Below are 16,486 nucleotides of genomic sequence, written 5' to 3' on the forward strand. Positions count from 1 at the left end.
CAAAGTTACGAGACCGTGCAGCACGCACGGCTCGGTGTCATATCATCATCACTACGCTTCAGTTGGTAAGGTACGGCGTTGGGCGAAAAAAGACGGGGCAGGCCATTGGCGCTGCACCGTAGTGCCCATACGTTGATTGTCAGGAGCGCCAATTGTTATTAGCGGCTCACGAAAAAGGATTATATCGCACGACTACTGATTTGTCAACTGGCATTTTATACACGTGGTTCTATTCCCGCAAGGGAAAGATCGTGGTATCATCTAGAGGAAAGATTGCACGATAATAATCAGCCGATTCAAGGTTAGTGCGTATGCTCAATCAACGGTTTGCGGCGTTTGCATGGGCGAATGTTGCCTATAATCTACTCGTCATTCTGGGGGGGGCCTTCGTCAGGGCGACCGGTTCAGGGGCAGGATGCGGTGATCACTGGCCTCTCTGTGATGGGCAGGTCATTCCCCGTGCGCCAAGCACCGAGATGATGATCGAATTTACCCACCGCGTCACCAGTGGGCTTGCGTTACTCGGAACGCTAGCATTGCTGATCTGGGCCTGGCGTGCATATGCGCCGGGTCATATTGTGCGCAAGGCCGCCCTCGTTGCAATGATTTTCATGATCATTGAGGCACTCCTCGGTGCCGCGCTGGTGGTGCTTGAACTGGTGGCAATGAATACCTCAATGACGCGCGCAGTAATGATGGCGCTTCATCTTGCCAATACGTTTTTGCTGCTCGGGGCACTCGTGCTGACTGCTTGGTGGGCCTCTGGCGGTGCACCGATTACATTGCGCGGTCATCGCAAGATGCTCTGGTTGCTCGGGGTAGGTCTGTTTGGGACAATCCTGGTTGGGTCGAGTGGTGCCGTGACCGCCCTGGGCGATACGTTGCTGCAACACGGTGCTTTGCCCGGTGGCGTCGATCAGCCAGTGACCCGCGATTCACATCTTCTGATCCAGATGCGGATTATCCATCCAATCATCGGCCTGATCGTGGGCATCTATACGTTGTTTCTTGCACGAACTGTTACGAACTACCGCCCAGGTAAAACCAGTTCACGCCTGGCATGGACCCTCGTTATCCTCTTTTTCGTTCAGATTCTGCTCGGAGGGCTCAATGTGACACTTAAAGCACCGGTCTGGATGCAACTGGTTCATTTGTTCATGGCAGATCTTGTCTGGGCATTCCTCGTTCTCCTCAGTGCGGCGGCCCTCGCCCAACCAGCGCATGCTCAAGCCGCAGCCAGATCGGTCACTTCGCGTCCAGTCCGCCTTGGGACTTGAAAGACGCTCAGGTTGTCTCTGCAGCTAGAATGTTGAGTGGAGCAAGGTATGGAGTCGATAAAGACAGTTCGTCAGTTGTTGGAGGTTCGACGTGGGCCAGTCTGGACAACCTCGCCTGATGCATCAGTGAGTGATGCGGTGCAACTCATGACCACCAAAGATGTTGGGGCGTTGATGGTGCTTGATGGTGAACGGGTCGCTGGGATTATGACCGAACGCGATGTTGCGCGAAAAGTGGTTGCCGCAGGCCGGCTTGAAGGGCTGCGTGTCAGTGACCTGATGACGGAACGAGTCCTCTATGTGCGCCCCGACCAACCCCTTGCAGAGTGTATGGCACTGATGAGTGAACGGCAGGTTCGCCACCTACCTGTGCTCGAGCACGGGCAGTTGGTTGGGATTATTTCGATTCGTGATGTGGTGGCTGATATTGTGGCCGAGCAGAGTTTTCTCATTGAGCAACTCGAACAGTATATCTACGAACTTCCTCCTCATCAGCGTACATAGAAAATGTCAGTGCCTGTGACAAGGGTTGAGCAGATCTATCAAGAGCGGAGGACGCAATTCGAGGCACTGCGTGTGGTAGCGGCACGACGGTGGAGCCAGGTCGCCAACTGGCGCTTAATCATCGCTGTGGCCCTGATGACGAGCGGTGGGGTTGGCTGGTGGCGCGGCCTACCGATCCTTCTCTGGCTTGCCCTGGGGTTGCTCGGGCTGTTCCTCGGTCTCGTTGCCTACCATAATCGGCTTGCCGCACAGCGTGATCGTTTGGCGGCTTTAGTGGCCCAGAATGACGAAGGGCTTGTGCGTTTGCGGCGCGATTGGGCGGCGCTACCGCTCCGGCAGCCAACTGGTCACATTCTGGAGGCAACCGAGTTGATGCTCGCCGTTGACCTCGATCTGCTCGGGCCGGCCTCACTCCAACATTTGCTCAACACACCACGTAGCCCAGCCGGTCGTGCGACCTTACAACGCTGGTTGCTCAGCCCCGCTAGGCCACACGTTGTGTATGAGCGCCAGCAAGCCGTGGCTGAACTCGCCCCCCTCATTGACCTGCGTGACGAATTGGCCTTTCTGGCTGAAGAGGCCGGTGAGGTGCAAGAACGGTATGAACGCTTTACGACCTGGGCGCAGGGCGCACCATGGCTCGTCACGAAACCTGGGTTGCTCTGGGTTATGCGGGTGTCGCCCCTGTTGCTCGTGATCAGCATCATCGTCCAGATGCTTGGGCTGACCGTCTGGCCACTCTGGGGGCCATTTCTCCTGCTCAATCTGTCGCTAACGGCCCTCTATGGTTGGCGAAGCATCGAAACCCTGAGCCAGTTGTATGACCGGGGGGAACTGCTCGCTACCTACGCCGGGCTGTTTGGGCACCTGGCATCACCATCCTGGCAAGCACCCACCTTGCAACGGCTCAAGGCAACGCTCGGACAAGGTGCCGAGCGCGCCGATCATCGGTTGCAGCGGTTGAGTCTGATTGCAGCAGGTGCCGAATTGAGCCGTTCGCTGCTCTTTCCTGTGCTGCAATTTGGTCTGCTGTGGAACTTCCATATCGTGGCCCTGGCCGAGCGCTGGCGTCAACGCTCAGGCGGGCAGGTTGAAATCTGGTTAACGACGCTTGGCGAGATGGAAGCACTGGCAGCCCTGGCAACCCTCCAGCATGATCACCCGACTTGGCAGATGCCCGTGGTGCAACCCAGCGAACCACCACGCATCCAAGCCGAGCAACTGGCGCATCCGCTGCTGATGCCCGATCAGGCTGTCGCCAACAGCATAACAATTGGCCCGCCAGGCAGCTTTGTGTTGATCACTGGCTCGAATATGTCAGGCAAAAGCACCTTATTGCGTGCGGTTGGCATCAATGTTGTCTTGGCCCAGGCAGGTGGACCCGTCTGCGCCGAAGCGCTGCGGCTACCACCGGTGGCGCTGGCAACAAGTATGCGGGTGCAGGACTCGCTGGCCCGGGGAGTTTCCTATTTTATGGCCGAACTCCAGCGGCTCAAGCAGATTGTTGATCTGGCCCGAACCAGGCCAGATGAGCACCTCGTCTGCTTCTTGCTCGACGAAATCCTGCACGGAACGAACAGCACCGAACGCCTAATTGCCGCGGCACAGGTGATCAGCCATCTCGTTGAATTAGAGGCGATTGGGATTGTTTCAACCCATGATCTCGCTCTTGCGACTGACCCACAGCTCCAGCAAGTTGTCCAACTGGCCCACTTCAGCGAATATTTCACCAACGATGCCCCCAACCCCGAGATGCGGTTCGATTATCAACTTCGCCCTGGCTTAGCCACCACGACGAACGCATTGCGCCTGATGGCCCTGGTGGGCCTCCCATGTGCCTCAACCTGACAGGCGGTCTGAAAAGTCGACGGGTTGCTCCGAGTGCCGGCGCTTATGGTCTACCAGTACATAATCCGGTATGCGCGACACGGGCGAGACCTCACAGGTCTGGTCGAATAGGGGCGCAAACTCCTTCAGCCTGGGGCTATCCAATGTAAGTACTTCAGTCATGTTGCATAACGATAACCTGTAGTGCTAGCATAGAAGTAGATCTAATGAGGCAGCCACATCCTGACGAACTTCAAGTACAATCCAGGAGCAGGACATTGAAACTACACGGCACAATTGAAACCTTTCCACTTCGCGAGCTCATCGAGATGGTGATCTACAGCTCAGTGACTGGCATGCTCGTGATCCTTGGGCCAGGCAAAGCTGGTGAGCTCTTTTTCAGTGATGGCCTACTCTATCACGTGAAACGAGGTGAGGGTACTGGCATTGATGCGCTCGCTGAACTCTTTGAGTTTCATCAGGCTCGCTTCGAATTTATCAGTGGGATCACAAGTGAACAAGAGACCCTCTGGGGCTCACTCACCGGCCACCTGCAGCATGCCGAGCGCCAAGCGATGCGCTGGCGGCAGATTCGTGCGTATGTCCCTGATCTCAAGCTCATCCCCACCTTGCTTCAGGCATATGAAACAACCATGCCCCAGGTCGGACCGGCCCATTATCCGGTCTTGAACGAGATCGATGGCAAAAAGAACCTGGCCGAGATTGCCGAGCATCTTGGCTGGGCCAGGATTGATGTGGCCGAGGCACTTGTCCAGATGAACGTTGACGGGCTGGTTGATTTGTGCAAGCCCGCCCGGGTAGCCCGCACCAAACGTGACGAAGAGTCGGTGACGAACGCAAAAAGCGGGTTATTTGATCGCATGCTAGCCCGCGCCACAGCGACGCATCAACCCGATGTGGTACCCACCGGCCCCATAATGCGTGAACCACAGAACCAGGAAGAGTTCATTCTCAAGGTACTGCGCACCTGAGATGCTTGTCATCAAGCCTTACGCCATGCTACAATAGAGCCTGCACACGCAACGCTGCAGAGCGTTGCAGTGCTCGGGCTCTTTTGTTGTTTCTGCATGACAGAATACGCACTATGTTGCAACCCTCAGTGATTGCGATTGATGGGCCTGCAGGGGCAGGAAAAAGTACCCTGGGGGCACTGTTAGCCAGCCATCTTGGTTACCTCTATTTCGATACAGGGGTCATGTATCGTGCGCTTGCGCTGGTTGCCTTGCAAGCAAGGCTTGATCTGCACGATGAGGCAGAAATGGCAAAGCTCGCCTATGAGGTACAGATAGAGGTCGTCGCCCCAACCACCGATGACGGACGTCAGTATACGGTGCTGGTCAATGGTGAGGATGTGACGTGGGCCATCCGTAGCCCCGAGGTCGAGCGTAACGTCTCCCTCGTTGCGCGATATCCCCAGGTACGCCGCGAGATGGTACACCAACAACAGCAAATCGGACGGCGTGGCAACACGGTGATGGTCGGACGCGATATTGGTACCATTGTGATGCCCGACGCTGATCTCAAGATCTTCCTGGAAGCCTCGCTCCAGGAACGCGCCCGTCGCCGTGCCGTTGAACGCGATGATGATCCCGACCAGACCCTGATGGCTCAGATTCAGCACGATCTCGCCCGTCGTGATCAACTTGATGACCATGTGCTGAAACCAGCCGATGATGCCGTGATCCTCCAGACAGATGGCCTCTCGCCTGATGATGAACTGGCCTGGATTCTGGACTATCTGGAGCGTGATCACAACGGATAGCCAGCGCGATCGCGGATGCGTATCCCGGAGGAAACATCTTCGTATGGCTAGTAATCCCTCATGGTCAGTCGCCGAATGGTTGCGGATTCAACTGCACCTTGATGCCGAATCAGCCATTGATCTCGGTGAGACGGAGGAAATTCTTCACGTCACTGGGCGGCACTATATTGTACTGATCGGACGCCTAATTCCTCCCCTCTTTAGCCTGATCTTTTTTGGTGGCCTGGCGCTCTATCGGGCGCTGGGCGGGCAATTTCTTGCCTCACAGGTAGATGACCGGGGCAGCATTGATGCCTTCAACTGGCTGCTGCTTATCCTGATGCTGCTGCTTGGGTTCATCTGGATCATCCTGGCTGTACGGGGCAAGCAGAATCGCTCGGCCCAACTCATCATTACCATGGCCCTGATTGGGCATGGATTGCTCTTCTATTTTCGTTTCACCGGCGGGCGCATCTTCCATCTCGATGCCAATACCGCCGTTGGGCAGAGTGGCGATGCCTTGAATCTGATTCTCGTCCTCGGTGCCATCATCAGTACGGTGATGGTGCTCTTTACGTTTTATGACTGGCTCAACGATGAGTTGATCCTTACCAATCAGCGCATTGTTTATGATAATGATCAGGTGATTATTCCGCGTCTCATCGAGCGTCGCGTGCAGCGCCAGATTTTCCTGGAAGATGTGCAGGATGTCAATGCAGCAACCAAAACCTATCCTCAACACTGGTTGCAATATGGCACGATTGAGATCAAATCAGCCCGCATCAATGGCAATATTATGTTCACCTCTGCCGACAAGCCGATGGTGATGCAGAATCAGATTATGGCTCAGGTGCGGGCCTTGCGCAAAGCAAGTAGTGAGCATACCTTTGAAGAATTGATTGCTGATCGGATTTATGGTGAAAAAGCCTCAAGTGCATCACCATTGGCCCAACCTCCAAAACAAACGCGCATGATGGGGTGGATGCGCCAGTTTCTGCCCGATAATCCTGAGATTAATTATCAGACCCAGCAACTCGTCTGGCGTCCGCATTGGCTCTTTCTCGTGCGCGGTTTGATCGGGCCAGTGCTCTGGCTTTTGCTCGGGGTACCTGTGGTACTGGTCGGCGGGAGTGCGCTGCTCCTTGGCTTTCCCTTGATCATCTTCGGACTACTGGTAGTAATGCTCGTCTTTGTCGCCTGGGCCGCGTATGAAGTCGAAGACTATCGCAATGACACCTATACCCTTACCCCCGAAAAGGTGATTGATATCGAGAAAAAGCCCTTTGGCCCAGAGGAACGCCGTGAGGCCGGCCTGGGCAGTATCAATAATGTGCAATCCAAGACAACCTATATCAGTAACCTGTTGGGCTATGGCGATGTCGAGTTGAGCACCGCAGGCGCAGGAGGAAATTTCACCTTTCATCGGGTGCCACGTCCCGCTGATGTTGTCACCAAGGTGACGGAATATAATGTCCGCTTCAAGCGCAAAGATAAAGATCGTGCCCTCAATGATACCCTTGCACTCTTGCGTCATTATCATGAAGCGCAGATCAAACACGATGAAATTAAATCGTAAGCCCGGGAGACACCCTTGAAACACTGGCGCTTGCTGGTGCTGTTTGCGTTACTGGTGCTGTTTGTGCCTGCCCGATTGACCCACGCGCAGGACGAGACGCCGGTGCGAATCGAGGTGCTGGCCGGGTTCGATGGGGCTGGACAGTATCGCATCGGTCACTGGTTTCCTACCAGCCTTGTGGTGAGCAACGATGGCCCCGATCTTCAGGGCACCCTGGAGTGGCGCTTCGCGAACCATGATCAGGCGCTCTATCACTATCGCCTTGATCTGCCCCAGGGGGCGCGGAAACAGGTGCGCTTGCCTGTGATGACAACCGGGATGACCCGTGCCGCGACCGTTGCGTTCAGCGTTGATGGCGAGGCGTTGACAAGCACCCGGGTGAGTCTTGTCCCACTAAACGAGAGCCAGATTACGGTCGGGGTGCTCAGTCGCGATCGTTCGCTGCTCAATAGTCTGGCTGCGGCAACCTTTGTGCCTAATACGACGACGATCGTGAGTCATCTCGACCCGACGCTGTGGCCCGATGATCCCGCCCTTCTGTCAGGCCTCAACATCATCTTTGTGCATGATTTCGTCACGGCTGACCTGACCCCTCGTCAACGTGAGGCCCTGGATTTGTGGATTCACCTTGGGGGTGTTCTGGTTGTGAGCGGCGGGGCAGCCGCGTCGCAGTCTGTCCCAGGGCTCGATGATCTCTTGCCAGTCAACGTCGGCGAGTTGCAAGCCGGGGTCAGTGCGGCCAGTCTGGCAGCCCTGGTGCAGCAAGCGACCAGCGTTGGCGAACTCCCCAACTTCAGTGCCAACCGCGTTACGTTGCGCACCGGCGCCCAGTCGCTTGATCGGGCCGGTCTTCTGGTGAGCCACCATCTCGGGGTTGGTCAGGTGATCTTTGCGGCTTTTGATCTTGCTAGCACACGGATGTGGAGTGGCGAAGCAGAACTCTGGCAAGCAGTTATCACGCTGCAACCTCAGATGCCGATTGCGGCAAGCTTTCGCTGGCGCAACGAGAGTCTACTCGCGAATACTCTGCAACTCCCCGGGCTTCAGTTCCCTTCCACCAGTATGCTGCTGCTGCTGATGGGGTTCTATATTGTGGTCATTGGCCCGCTCAATTTCCTTGTGCTGCGCAAACTCGGACGCATTGATCTGGCATGGTTTACAACTCCGGGCCTGATTGGGCTCTTTCTGATCGCCTCCTATAGCATCAGTCTGGTCATCCGCGGGACAGCCCCAACTGTCCCGCAACTGGCGCTTGTCCAGAGCTTCGAGGGCAACCAGCAGGGCAAGGCCACGGTCTTTCTCGGCGTTTTCTCACCCCAACGGCAGAGCTACCAGCTTCAAGTGGATGCTCAGGCCCTGATCACCCCCGCAACCTTTGAGCGCTTTCAGACCAACAATGTCCCGGTTACCCGTGATGATGCTTCGGTAGGAATGGAAGATCTGCTCATTGATGTGTCGTCGCTGCGCAGCCTGATGGTTGAACAGATGGTAGATGGGATTCCCAACGTCGAGAGTGCGCTCCAAGTGGAACGCCGACGCATCGCTGGTGAACTCACCGTGACTGACACCGATCTCCGTGATGCGATGATTGTGTATGGTGAATCAGCGCAGAGCCTTGGGGATCTGCGGGCAGGGACACAGGTGCCAGTCGAACTTATGCTTGGCCAAGGCAATTTTCCGTTTGGCTTCTGGCAAGAGACCGGGACGATGATCAATCACGGGCAGGTACTCAATAACATGTTTGGCTTTGGGAACTTTATGCCCTTCAATGCACCTGTGCCAAACAACAGGTCGGGCATCGTTGATGATGGCATCTATTTGCTTGGCTGGCAAGAGGGATCGCTGCTTGAGGTAAGCTTGCCCGGGCATGCGCCCCAACACCAGGGCGAAACGCTCTATATGATTCGGCTGGAGCAGCCATGAGCGCCATCGTCGAAACACGGGCGCTCACCCGTCGCTACGGAGACATGGTGGCCCTCCATGATCTCAACCTGACCATTCCCCAGGGGGCGGTGTATGGTTTCATTGGGCCGAATGGGGCAGGCAAAACCACCACCATGCGCATTCTCACGACGTTGTTGCTTCCCAGTGAGGGTGAAGCGTATGTAGCGGGGCATTCGGTGGTGCGTGAGCGGCTGGAGGTACGGCGCCAGGTCGGCTTTATGCCCGACTTTTTTGGCGTGTACGACAATATGCAAGCGCACGAGTACCTGGAGTTCTTTGCCGAAGCCTACGCCATCAATCCGGCACGTCGTTCACGTCTGATTGACGATCTGCTTGAACTGGTTGACCTGACCCACAAAAAGCAGGCCGATGTGATGGGCCTGTCGCGGGGGATGAAGCAACGGTTGAGCCTAGCGCGTACGATGCTGCATGATCCGGCCCTGCTCATCCTTGATGAACCGGCAAGCGGGCTCGATCCACGGGCACGCGTCGAGCTACGCGAACTCCTCAAAGAATTGCGCCGCCTCGGCAAGACGATCATGATCAGTTCCCACATCTTGACCGAACTGGCCGAGATGTGTACCCACATTGGCATTATCGAACGAGGCACGCTAATCACGTCAGGTGATGTCAACACCATTCTGCGGTCGCTGCAACCGCACCGTACCTTTGAAATCCACCTGCTGCCAGGCGAAGGCACCGAGCCTCTCGTCAGCCTGGAACATGCCGCCGCCCTAGTACGCGACCTTCCCCATGTGCTTGATGTTCGCATGATGCCCGACGAGCATCCCCCACAACTTCACGTTGATCTTGATGGTGATGATCACGTCGTCAGTGCGCTCCTCGCACACTTGATCGGAGGCGGGGTTCAGATTACGCACTTTGCCGGTCAGACCAATGACCTCGAAGACATCTTTATGCAGGTTACCAAAGGCTCGGCATACGGCGGAACAAACTAAGGGCAAGTGTAAGGTGGGCACAAAGCCAGCTTCGTTGGCATATTTTGCATGCACCTAACCAGCAACTCTCATCTTCTTCTCATCGTCGTATCAGCAGGTCTGATAACACGCATACCGGAGGGAAGCGATGACAAACTATACCGAGCAAGATACCGAACGCCAGCGGCTCGCAGAGCATTCATCAGCGGGCATGCCAACCCAAAGTCTGGGGCAGGCCATCAATGCCAACGACCTCACCCCTCGTTGGCGTGATCGCCTTGATCCCCGCGGATTGGTCTTAATCGTTCTAGGGCTTGCCTGGCTTCTCATCAGCTTTGTGGCCGTACCGGAAGATGTGACGGGTGGCTTTGTGCTGCTACTGATTGGCTCTGTCTTTTACTTCTTTGGTTTCTGGCGACATATCTATGGACTCATCATTCCTGCTAGCATCCTGGCAGGCTTGAGTGTTGGCGTCACCTTTGCCTCACTCACGGATGGTGTTTCGGTACTCTGGGGCCTAGCACTTGGCTTTCTGGCTGTCTATGGACTGGGGCGGGCGATTTTTGCCCAGAAGAGCCAGTGGCCGCTCATTCCTGCGGTCATTCTCTTTGCCGTAGGTGCCATCGTCGCCGTAGCCAACCTGCCTAGCTTCCTCAGCGGTCTATTGCTCTGGGTACCATTGCTCCTCATTGGGGCCGGGCTCTATCTTGGCTCGATGCGACGATAACAGTCAGGCCAAGCGCAAAGCGACGACCCGTTGGGTCGTCGCTTTGCGCTTGGCCTGGGTTAAACCCGGTACTAGCCGCGCTGCTCGATATGAGCACGCAGCAACCAGGCCATCTTCTCGTGCTTCTCCATCAAACCAGTCAAGAAATCACTCGTGCCGACATCATCGTACTGCTCATCAGAGGCACGCACATCACGCCGCAGGTTGCGAATAATCGCCTCGTGATCGGCAACCAGATGCGCAACCATGGTCTGGTCGTCGGGTAGATCGCCCGGGCGCTCGGTGAGCGTGGCAAGCTGCAGGAATTCAGTCATCGTCCCCGGTGAAATGCCACCGATCATACGAATGCGCTCGGCAATATCGTCAATCTCATTCGCCAGATCCTCGTACTGCTCCTGGAACAGTTCATGCAATGGGCCAAAGGCCATGCCTACCACATTCCAGTGATAGTTGCGCAAACGCATGTAGAGCACATGCTCGTCGGCAAGCACACGGCTCAGAATGCTGATCAGTCCCTGCGTATTCGAGGCCGTTAGCCCAATGTCGATGGTCGAGGTCACCATTGCTTTGGTGGTCATTGTTCCGTCTCCTTCTGTTGCTGGGATGATCCCAGATAAGACCAAGTCCTAGGGAACATGGTAACAGGTCTCATGGTAGGATGCAAAATTGGTCAAACACGTAACGGACGAATGGTAAAGAGAAAACAACTTGGTTGTATGATTTTTAGTTATCCACACGAGGGCTACGCATACAATACCAAAAAGTTGCGCATTGGTCAATGCTTCAGTTGTAGTTGCTAAACGTTTCTCACTAATTGACCCTTCTCTACTGAAATGGTCGCAAGGGGCTTGATCGCGTCTGTTATGCTAGAGATCAGTCCTAACGGACTGATCGCGAGGGAAGAGAGTCCCCACACTCGGCTTCTTCGCTGGCTTCTTGTGCCAACGAAGATTCTTGAGAGCCTGCGGCCCCCAAATTCCCAGCTATGAAGCAAAGAATTTAAGATCTAAGGAACGTCATGAAACGTGTTGTCATCATTGGTGGAGTTGCGGCTGGCATGTCAGCGGCAGCGCGCCTGCGTCGACTGGATGAGGAAGTTTCGATTGTCGTGCTTGAGCGTGATCGTTATGTTTCGTATGCCAACTGTGGCTTACCCTATCATATTGGTGGCGCTATTCCTGATCGCGAGCAGTTGCTCGTTGTAACCCCCGAGCATCTGCGGGCAACCCTCAATCTCGATGTTCGCACGGAACACGAAGTCATTGCGATTGATCGCGAGGCCCAGACGGTAGAAGTACACGATCACCAGCGCGGTTCACGTTATACCGAGGCGTATGACATTCTGGTCCTCGCCCAGGGTGCCGCGCCGCTGCGTCCGCCAGTCCCCGGGATCGATCATCCCCGCGTCTTTACCCTGCGCAGCATGCCCGATATGGATGCGATCAAGGCTATCGTGGATGGTGGGGCCGAACGCGCTATTGTTGTCGGCGGTAGCTACATCGGGGTAGAGGTCGCCGAGGCCCTGCGCGAACGCCAACTCGACGTACACCTGATCGAACTTCAGGATCAGGTCATGCCTTTGCTCGATATCGAGATGGCTACGGATCTGCGCTATCACATGGAGCTTCACGGCGTGACGTTGCATCTGGGTACCGCTGCAACCTCGTGTGCCGACGTGGATGGACGCATTGCCGTGACCCTGCGTACAGGCGAAACCATCGTGGCCGATTTCGTCGTCTTGGCCGCAGGTGTCCGCCCGATCACGAGCCTCGCTCAACAGATCGGCCTAGCATTGGGCACGACCGGGGGCATCAAGGTCGATGCCACGATGCGAACCAGTGATCCCCATATCTATGCCGCTGGCGATATGGTTGAAGTCATTGATACCGTCACTGGCGAGCCAACCCTAGTCGCCCTCGCCGGTCCAGCCAATCGCCAGGGACGGATTGTGGCCGATCAGATCTGCGGACGCGATAGTACCTATACCACGACGCAGGGTACCGCCGTGGTCAAAATCTTTGCGATGACCGGGGGTGCCACCGGAACCTCGGAAAAGACGCTGCGACGCCTCGGGCGGGCGTATCGCAAGGTCTATTTGCATCCTGCCGGTCACGCAAGTTACTACCCTGGCACCGCCCCGATGCATATCAAGCTGCTCTTTGCGCCTGAAGATGGGCGCGTCCTTGGGGCACAGATTGTCGGCTACGATGGCGTAGACAAGCGCCTTGATGTCTTGGCAACCGCGATTCGTGCCGGAATGACGGTCTTTGACCTTGAGCGGCTTGAACTGGCCTATGCACCGCCATACGGTTCAGCCAAAGATCCGGTGAATATGGCCGGCTTCCTCGCCGCCAATCTGCTCCGTGGCGATGTCGCTTTCTGGTATCCTGACGAATACGAGCAACAATCAGCCACGACGGTCTTTCTTGATGTCCGCGGCCCCCAGGAATACGCCCAATGGCACATCCCTGGTGCCGTGAATATCCCGCTCACCGAACTGCGGTCACGGGTTGAAGAGTTGCGTCCTCTCAACGCAAAGCCCATGCGCATCTACTGTATGGTTGGCTTCCGAAGCTATCTTGCCTACCGCATTTTGCGCCAGCACGGGTTTGAAGATGTGGCAACCCTGGCCGGTGGCGGGCGTACCTTCACCAGTTTTTATCGCACCACGCTTGCCACAGGTGCCCCTGGCATCCCCTTTGTGTCACATGCCGAGGAAGATCTGGCGGCCCAGATGCTGCTTGATCAGTAAAAAATATGCTGGACGCGCACCAGGGCCAGCAATGCTGGCCCTGGTGCGCGTCCAGCGGATGCACAACCAGCTAGAGTATCACCCTACGCAGCACATGATCTACCGTTGCTCGTGACTCACACGCGGTGATCGAGCAAGCGGCATACTCAAAGTGAAGGTGCTTCCCTGGCCCACCCCAGGACTCGCCGCCGTAATATCGCCCCCCATCGCCCAGGCAAGGTGGCGCGAAATGGTCAGGCCGATGCCACTGCCCCCACTGACACGCGCCCGTGAGCGATCCACACGATAGAAACGCTCGAAAATGAGCGCCAGATCCTCAGCGGCAAGACCAATCCCCGTGTCAACGACCTCCACCTGAGCGACACGGCCAACAACCTTCAGCCCAACTGTGACACATCCCCCCTCGGGAGTGTAACGGATCGCATTGCCAATCAGGTTAATCAAGATCTGAGCAACCCGATCCTGATCAGCCTGGACATAGACTGGTTCAACGCCCGGGCTAAGCTTGATCTCAAGGCAACCGGCCAGCGTCTGGGGACGCAATTGCTCGACCACACGGCGCACAACGGCAACAAGTTCAAGCTCACTCATGTGCAGATGAACCTGACCAGCCTCAACATTCGCGAGGATCTGCAGGTCGGCGACAAGATTGCGGAGCCGCCGCACTTCGTGCTGCATCTCGGCAAACGTTTCGGGGCCGGGCTGAAAGACCCCGTCAATCAAGCCTTCGAGATAGCCTTCGAGACCAGTGAGGGGGGTACGCAACTCGTGGGCAACGTTGCCAATCAAAGCAATGCGCTGCTGCTCGATCCGTTCGAGGGTTCCAGCCATCTGGTTAAAACTGGTCGCAACAATCGCCAACTCATCACTGGCCGGCACCGTGACCCGCTCATCGTAGCGTCCATCGGCAATGCGGCTACTGCTCGTAGCAATCTCGTGCAACGGGCGCAGAATCTGGCGTAACAAGAGCAGGCTGGTGGCCAGGCCAACGACTGCCGCCGTCACTGCGGCAAGCGCGAGTGATTTCGCAATCGCCTGGCGAAAACTCTGAACCAGGGCCATCTCGAGATCACCGGGATTGATTGAACCGGGCTGTGTGGTGAGTGAACGAAGATCGGTGAGGAAGATCTGCTGGCCCAGCAAATCGGCCGTCACGCCAAGCACAAGCGCCCCGACAAAGACCACCAGCATCTGGGCAGCGATGAGTTGCCAGCGCAACTGGCGCAACAATTTCATAGGCGTTCGTCACTAAACCGATAGCCAATGCCGCGCACCGTACCGATGATCGTCTGGCCTGTCACGGCCTCAATCTTCCGGCGCACCTGACCAACATAGACATCAACGACCCGGTCGGTACCAAAAAAATCAGCCCCCCAGACAAGGTCGATCAGTTGCTCACGACTAAGCGCCCGCCCCGGATGGCGGGCGAGCGCCAGCAAGACATCGAATTCAGTCGGACTCAGATCGAGCAACTGACCACCTGCTCGTGCTTCACGGCTATCGGGATCAACCACCACATGCTTGAAGCGCAACTCATTGGTTGGGGCAACCACGCCCCGTCGTCGACGGAGAATCGCTTCGACCCGTGCCGCAAGTTCGCGCGGGCTAAAGGGTTTGGTCAGATAATCATCGGCCCCGATCCGCAACCCGGCCACCCGATCGACCTCATCGCTGCGTGCTGTCAACATCAAAATGAAGACATCAGAATGTTCACGCAACCGGGCAGCCACCTCCATCCCATCCATGCCGGGTAAATTGAGATCGAGGATAATCATCGCCGGGGTATAATCCCGAGCCGCTTGGAGCGCCGCGAGACCGTTGTCAACACACACCACGGTAAAGCCCGCCTGCTCAAGATACGCACGGACGATCGTGCGAATACTCGCCTCGTCATCAACAACCAGAATCGTCGCCGTCTCACGCATAACAGGCCTAATTCAACGCCAGACCAGCCAGGGCATTGGCAATGGGAACCAGATTGATCTGCGTATTATTGCTCAGGATGACAATTGTCAACCCGGTATCAGGGTAATGCCCAAGCCAGGTATTCGCCCCGCTCATCCAGCCTGGATGGTAAACAAGACGCTGATCACCACGTTGTTCAATCAACCACCCCATTCCATAGCGCATATGCCGTGGCGTTGTCATCATCGTCATCAACTCAGGTGGCAGCAACAAACCCGCATAGAGTGCTCGGGTTAGGCGATGCAGATCTTCCACCGAGGCATAGAGATCACCGGCGGCAAAGAGATTGCTCACGTCGAGAGGGATATCGAGTGCCCCCCCGGCATACCCTCGGGTTCCCCCGAGCGGGCTAAAATCGCCTGGATCGAGGCCGCTATTGCTCATCTCGAGTAGCGTAAAGAGATCATTCTGCAAGAAGTCAGCATAGGTCTGGCCTGAAGCCCGTTCGATAATCAACCCGAGTAAGACATAGTTCGAATTGCTATAATGATACATTGAACCGGGCACAAAATTGAGGGGGAGATACCGAAAACGTGCGACAACCTCTTCAGGGGTTGCAGGCTGAAGTTCAACACTCGCAAAACTGGCAAAATCGGTATAGTTCGGGATCCCCGAATTGTGGCGCAAGAGATCAGCCACAGTAATCGGCTGCCAGGTTGCCGGACACGGATCAAGGTAAGTACAGATTGACGCTTCCAGTTGAACTTTGCCCGCCGCCACCAGGCGCAGAACCGCAAGCGCCGTGATCGGCTTGGTCACTGAAGCAAGCCGAAAACGGGTTGAACTTGTTGCCACGATGCCGGCCTCACGATTTGCCAACCCGTACCCACGACTGATCAGCGTATTGCCCTGGTAGGCGACCAAGACAGACCCGCTAAAGCCCTGGCTGACCAGACCTGACAGATAGGCATCCATCTGACCAGCACGTTCGATCAGGTCAGGTGTCGGTTGACTCCTCGGCGAAGACGGCGTCGTCACTGCGGCCAGTGGGGGGGCCACTGGATCAGTGCTCGTCGTGGAAGCCCCAACCCCAATCTCAAACTCAGGGGTAACCGTCGGCAGAATCGTGGGCACCAGCCGTGCTGAGGGTAAGGGCGTAGCAACAAACCCCGAAAGCGATGGCTCTCGGCTGTCTCTGCTCGACGTGCTGCACGTCGTCAAACCAACAAGCAAAGCGAGAGTAAGCCCGACCACGCGGGCAAGGTAACGCATAG

At 56.3% G+C, this 16,486-nt stretch carries 14 protein-coding genes; 10 read left to right on the top strand and 4 right to left on the bottom strand.

Annotated elements, in window-relative coordinates; genetic code table 11:
• Positions 1-311 precede the first annotated feature (311 nt).
• The 9 genes from A9Q02_RS19775 to A9Q02_RS19815 all read left to right on the top strand — a co-directional run bounded on the left by A9Q02_RS19775 (position 312) and on the right by A9Q02_RS19815 (position 10,555).
• On the top strand, positions 312-1,277 hold the full coding sequence (locus A9Q02_RS19775) for a COX15/CtaA family protein (protein WP_172451185.1): 966 nt from the start codon (positions 312-314) through the stop codon (positions 1,275-1,277).
• Positions 1,278-1,325: 48 nt separating this feature from the next.
• A complete protein-coding gene (locus A9Q02_RS19780) occupies positions 1,326-1,781 on the top strand; it encodes a CBS domain-containing protein (RefSeq protein WP_097654799.1) in 456 nt (151 codons plus the stop codon).
• A 9-nt stretch (positions 1,782-1,790) separates the two neighbouring features.
• Entirely contained in the window at positions 1,791-3,629 is a 1,839-nt protein-coding gene (locus A9Q02_RS19785) for a MutS family DNA mismatch repair protein (protein WP_172451187.1), read from the top strand.
• Between the two features lie 257 nt (positions 3,630-3,886).
• Complete coding sequence (locus A9Q02_RS19790) at positions 3,887-4,600, top strand: DUF4388 domain-containing protein (RefSeq protein ID WP_172451189.1); 714 nt, start codon at positions 3,887-3,889, stop codon at positions 4,598-4,600.
• A 113-nt stretch (positions 4,601-4,713) separates the two neighbouring features.
• Positions 4,714-5,391 carry a (d)CMP kinase gene (gene cmk, locus A9Q02_RS19795; RefSeq protein WP_097654802.1) on the top strand — a complete coding sequence of 226 codons (678 nt, stop codon included), beginning with the start codon at positions 4,714-4,716 and terminating at the stop codon, positions 5,389-5,391.
• A gap of 43 nt (positions 5,392-5,434) precedes the next feature.
• The gene (locus A9Q02_RS19800) at positions 5,435-6,946 is read left to right on the top strand and encodes a YdbT family protein (RefSeq protein WP_097654803.1); all 1,512 of its coding nucleotides are present in this window, start codon (positions 5,435-5,437) and stop codon (positions 6,944-6,946) included.
• Between the two features lie 15 nt (positions 6,947-6,961).
• Positions 6,962-8,869: a hypothetical protein gene (locus A9Q02_RS19805; RefSeq protein WP_097654804.1), complete on the top strand. Its 1,908-nt coding sequence runs from the start codon at positions 6,962-6,964 to the stop codon at positions 8,867-8,869.
• A complete protein-coding gene (locus A9Q02_RS19810; RefSeq protein ID WP_097654805.1) occupies positions 8,866-9,849 on the top strand; it encodes an ABC transporter ATP-binding protein in 984 nt (327 codons plus the stop codon). The genes A9Q02_RS19805 and A9Q02_RS19810 overlap by 4 nt, the downstream gene beginning before the upstream one ends.
• 127 nt (positions 9,850-9,976) lie before the next feature.
• On the top strand, positions 9,977-10,555 hold the full coding sequence (locus tag A9Q02_RS19815; RefSeq protein ID WP_097654806.1) for a hypothetical protein: 579 nt from the start codon (positions 9,977-9,979) through the stop codon (positions 10,553-10,555).
• A gap of 71 nt (positions 10,556-10,626) precedes the next feature.
• On the opposite strand, the gene A9Q02_RS19820 is transcribed toward A9Q02_RS19815, so the two are convergent.
• Positions 10,627-11,133: a Dps family protein gene (locus tag A9Q02_RS19820; protein ID WP_097654807.1), complete on the bottom strand. Its 507-nt coding sequence runs from the start codon at positions 11,131-11,133 to the stop codon at positions 10,627-10,629.
• A 440-nt stretch (positions 11,134-11,573) separates the two neighbouring features.
• On the opposite strand from A9Q02_RS19820, the gene A9Q02_RS19825 reads away from it, so the two are divergent.
• Positions 11,574-13,307, top strand: a complete 1,734-nt coding sequence (locus tag A9Q02_RS19825; RefSeq protein ID WP_097654808.1) for an FAD-dependent oxidoreductase — start codon at positions 11,574-11,576, stop codon at positions 13,305-13,307.
• Positions 13,308-13,406: 99 nt separating this feature from the next.
• Here the strand turns inward: A9Q02_RS19825 and A9Q02_RS19830 are convergent, their stop codons facing one another.
• The 3 genes from A9Q02_RS19830 to A9Q02_RS19840 are packed head-to-tail and all read right to left on the bottom strand — an operon-like array spanning position 13,407 to position 16,484.
• The gene (locus A9Q02_RS19830) at positions 13,407-14,543 is read right to left on the bottom strand and encodes a sensor histidine kinase (RefSeq protein WP_097654809.1); all 1,137 of its coding nucleotides are present in this window, start codon (positions 14,541-14,543) and stop codon (positions 13,407-13,409) included.
• Positions 14,540-15,232, bottom strand: a complete 693-nt coding sequence (locus tag A9Q02_RS19835) for a response regulator transcription factor (RefSeq protein WP_097654810.1) — start codon at positions 15,230-15,232, stop codon at positions 14,540-14,542. Before A9Q02_RS19835 ends, A9Q02_RS19830 begins: the two co-directional genes overlap by 4 nt.
• Positions 15,233-15,239: 7 nt before the next feature.
• Positions 15,240-16,484, bottom strand: a complete 1,245-nt coding sequence (locus A9Q02_RS19840; RefSeq protein ID WP_097654811.1) for a serine hydrolase domain-containing protein — start codon at positions 16,482-16,484, stop codon at positions 15,240-15,242.
• Positions 16,485-16,486: the final 2 nt, after the last annotated feature.

It is taken from the genome of Candidatus Chloroploca asiatica, from assembly GCF_002532075.1.
Classification (GTDB): Bacteria; Chloroflexota; Chloroflexia; order Chloroflexales; family Chloroflexaceae; genus Chloroploca; species Chloroploca asiatica.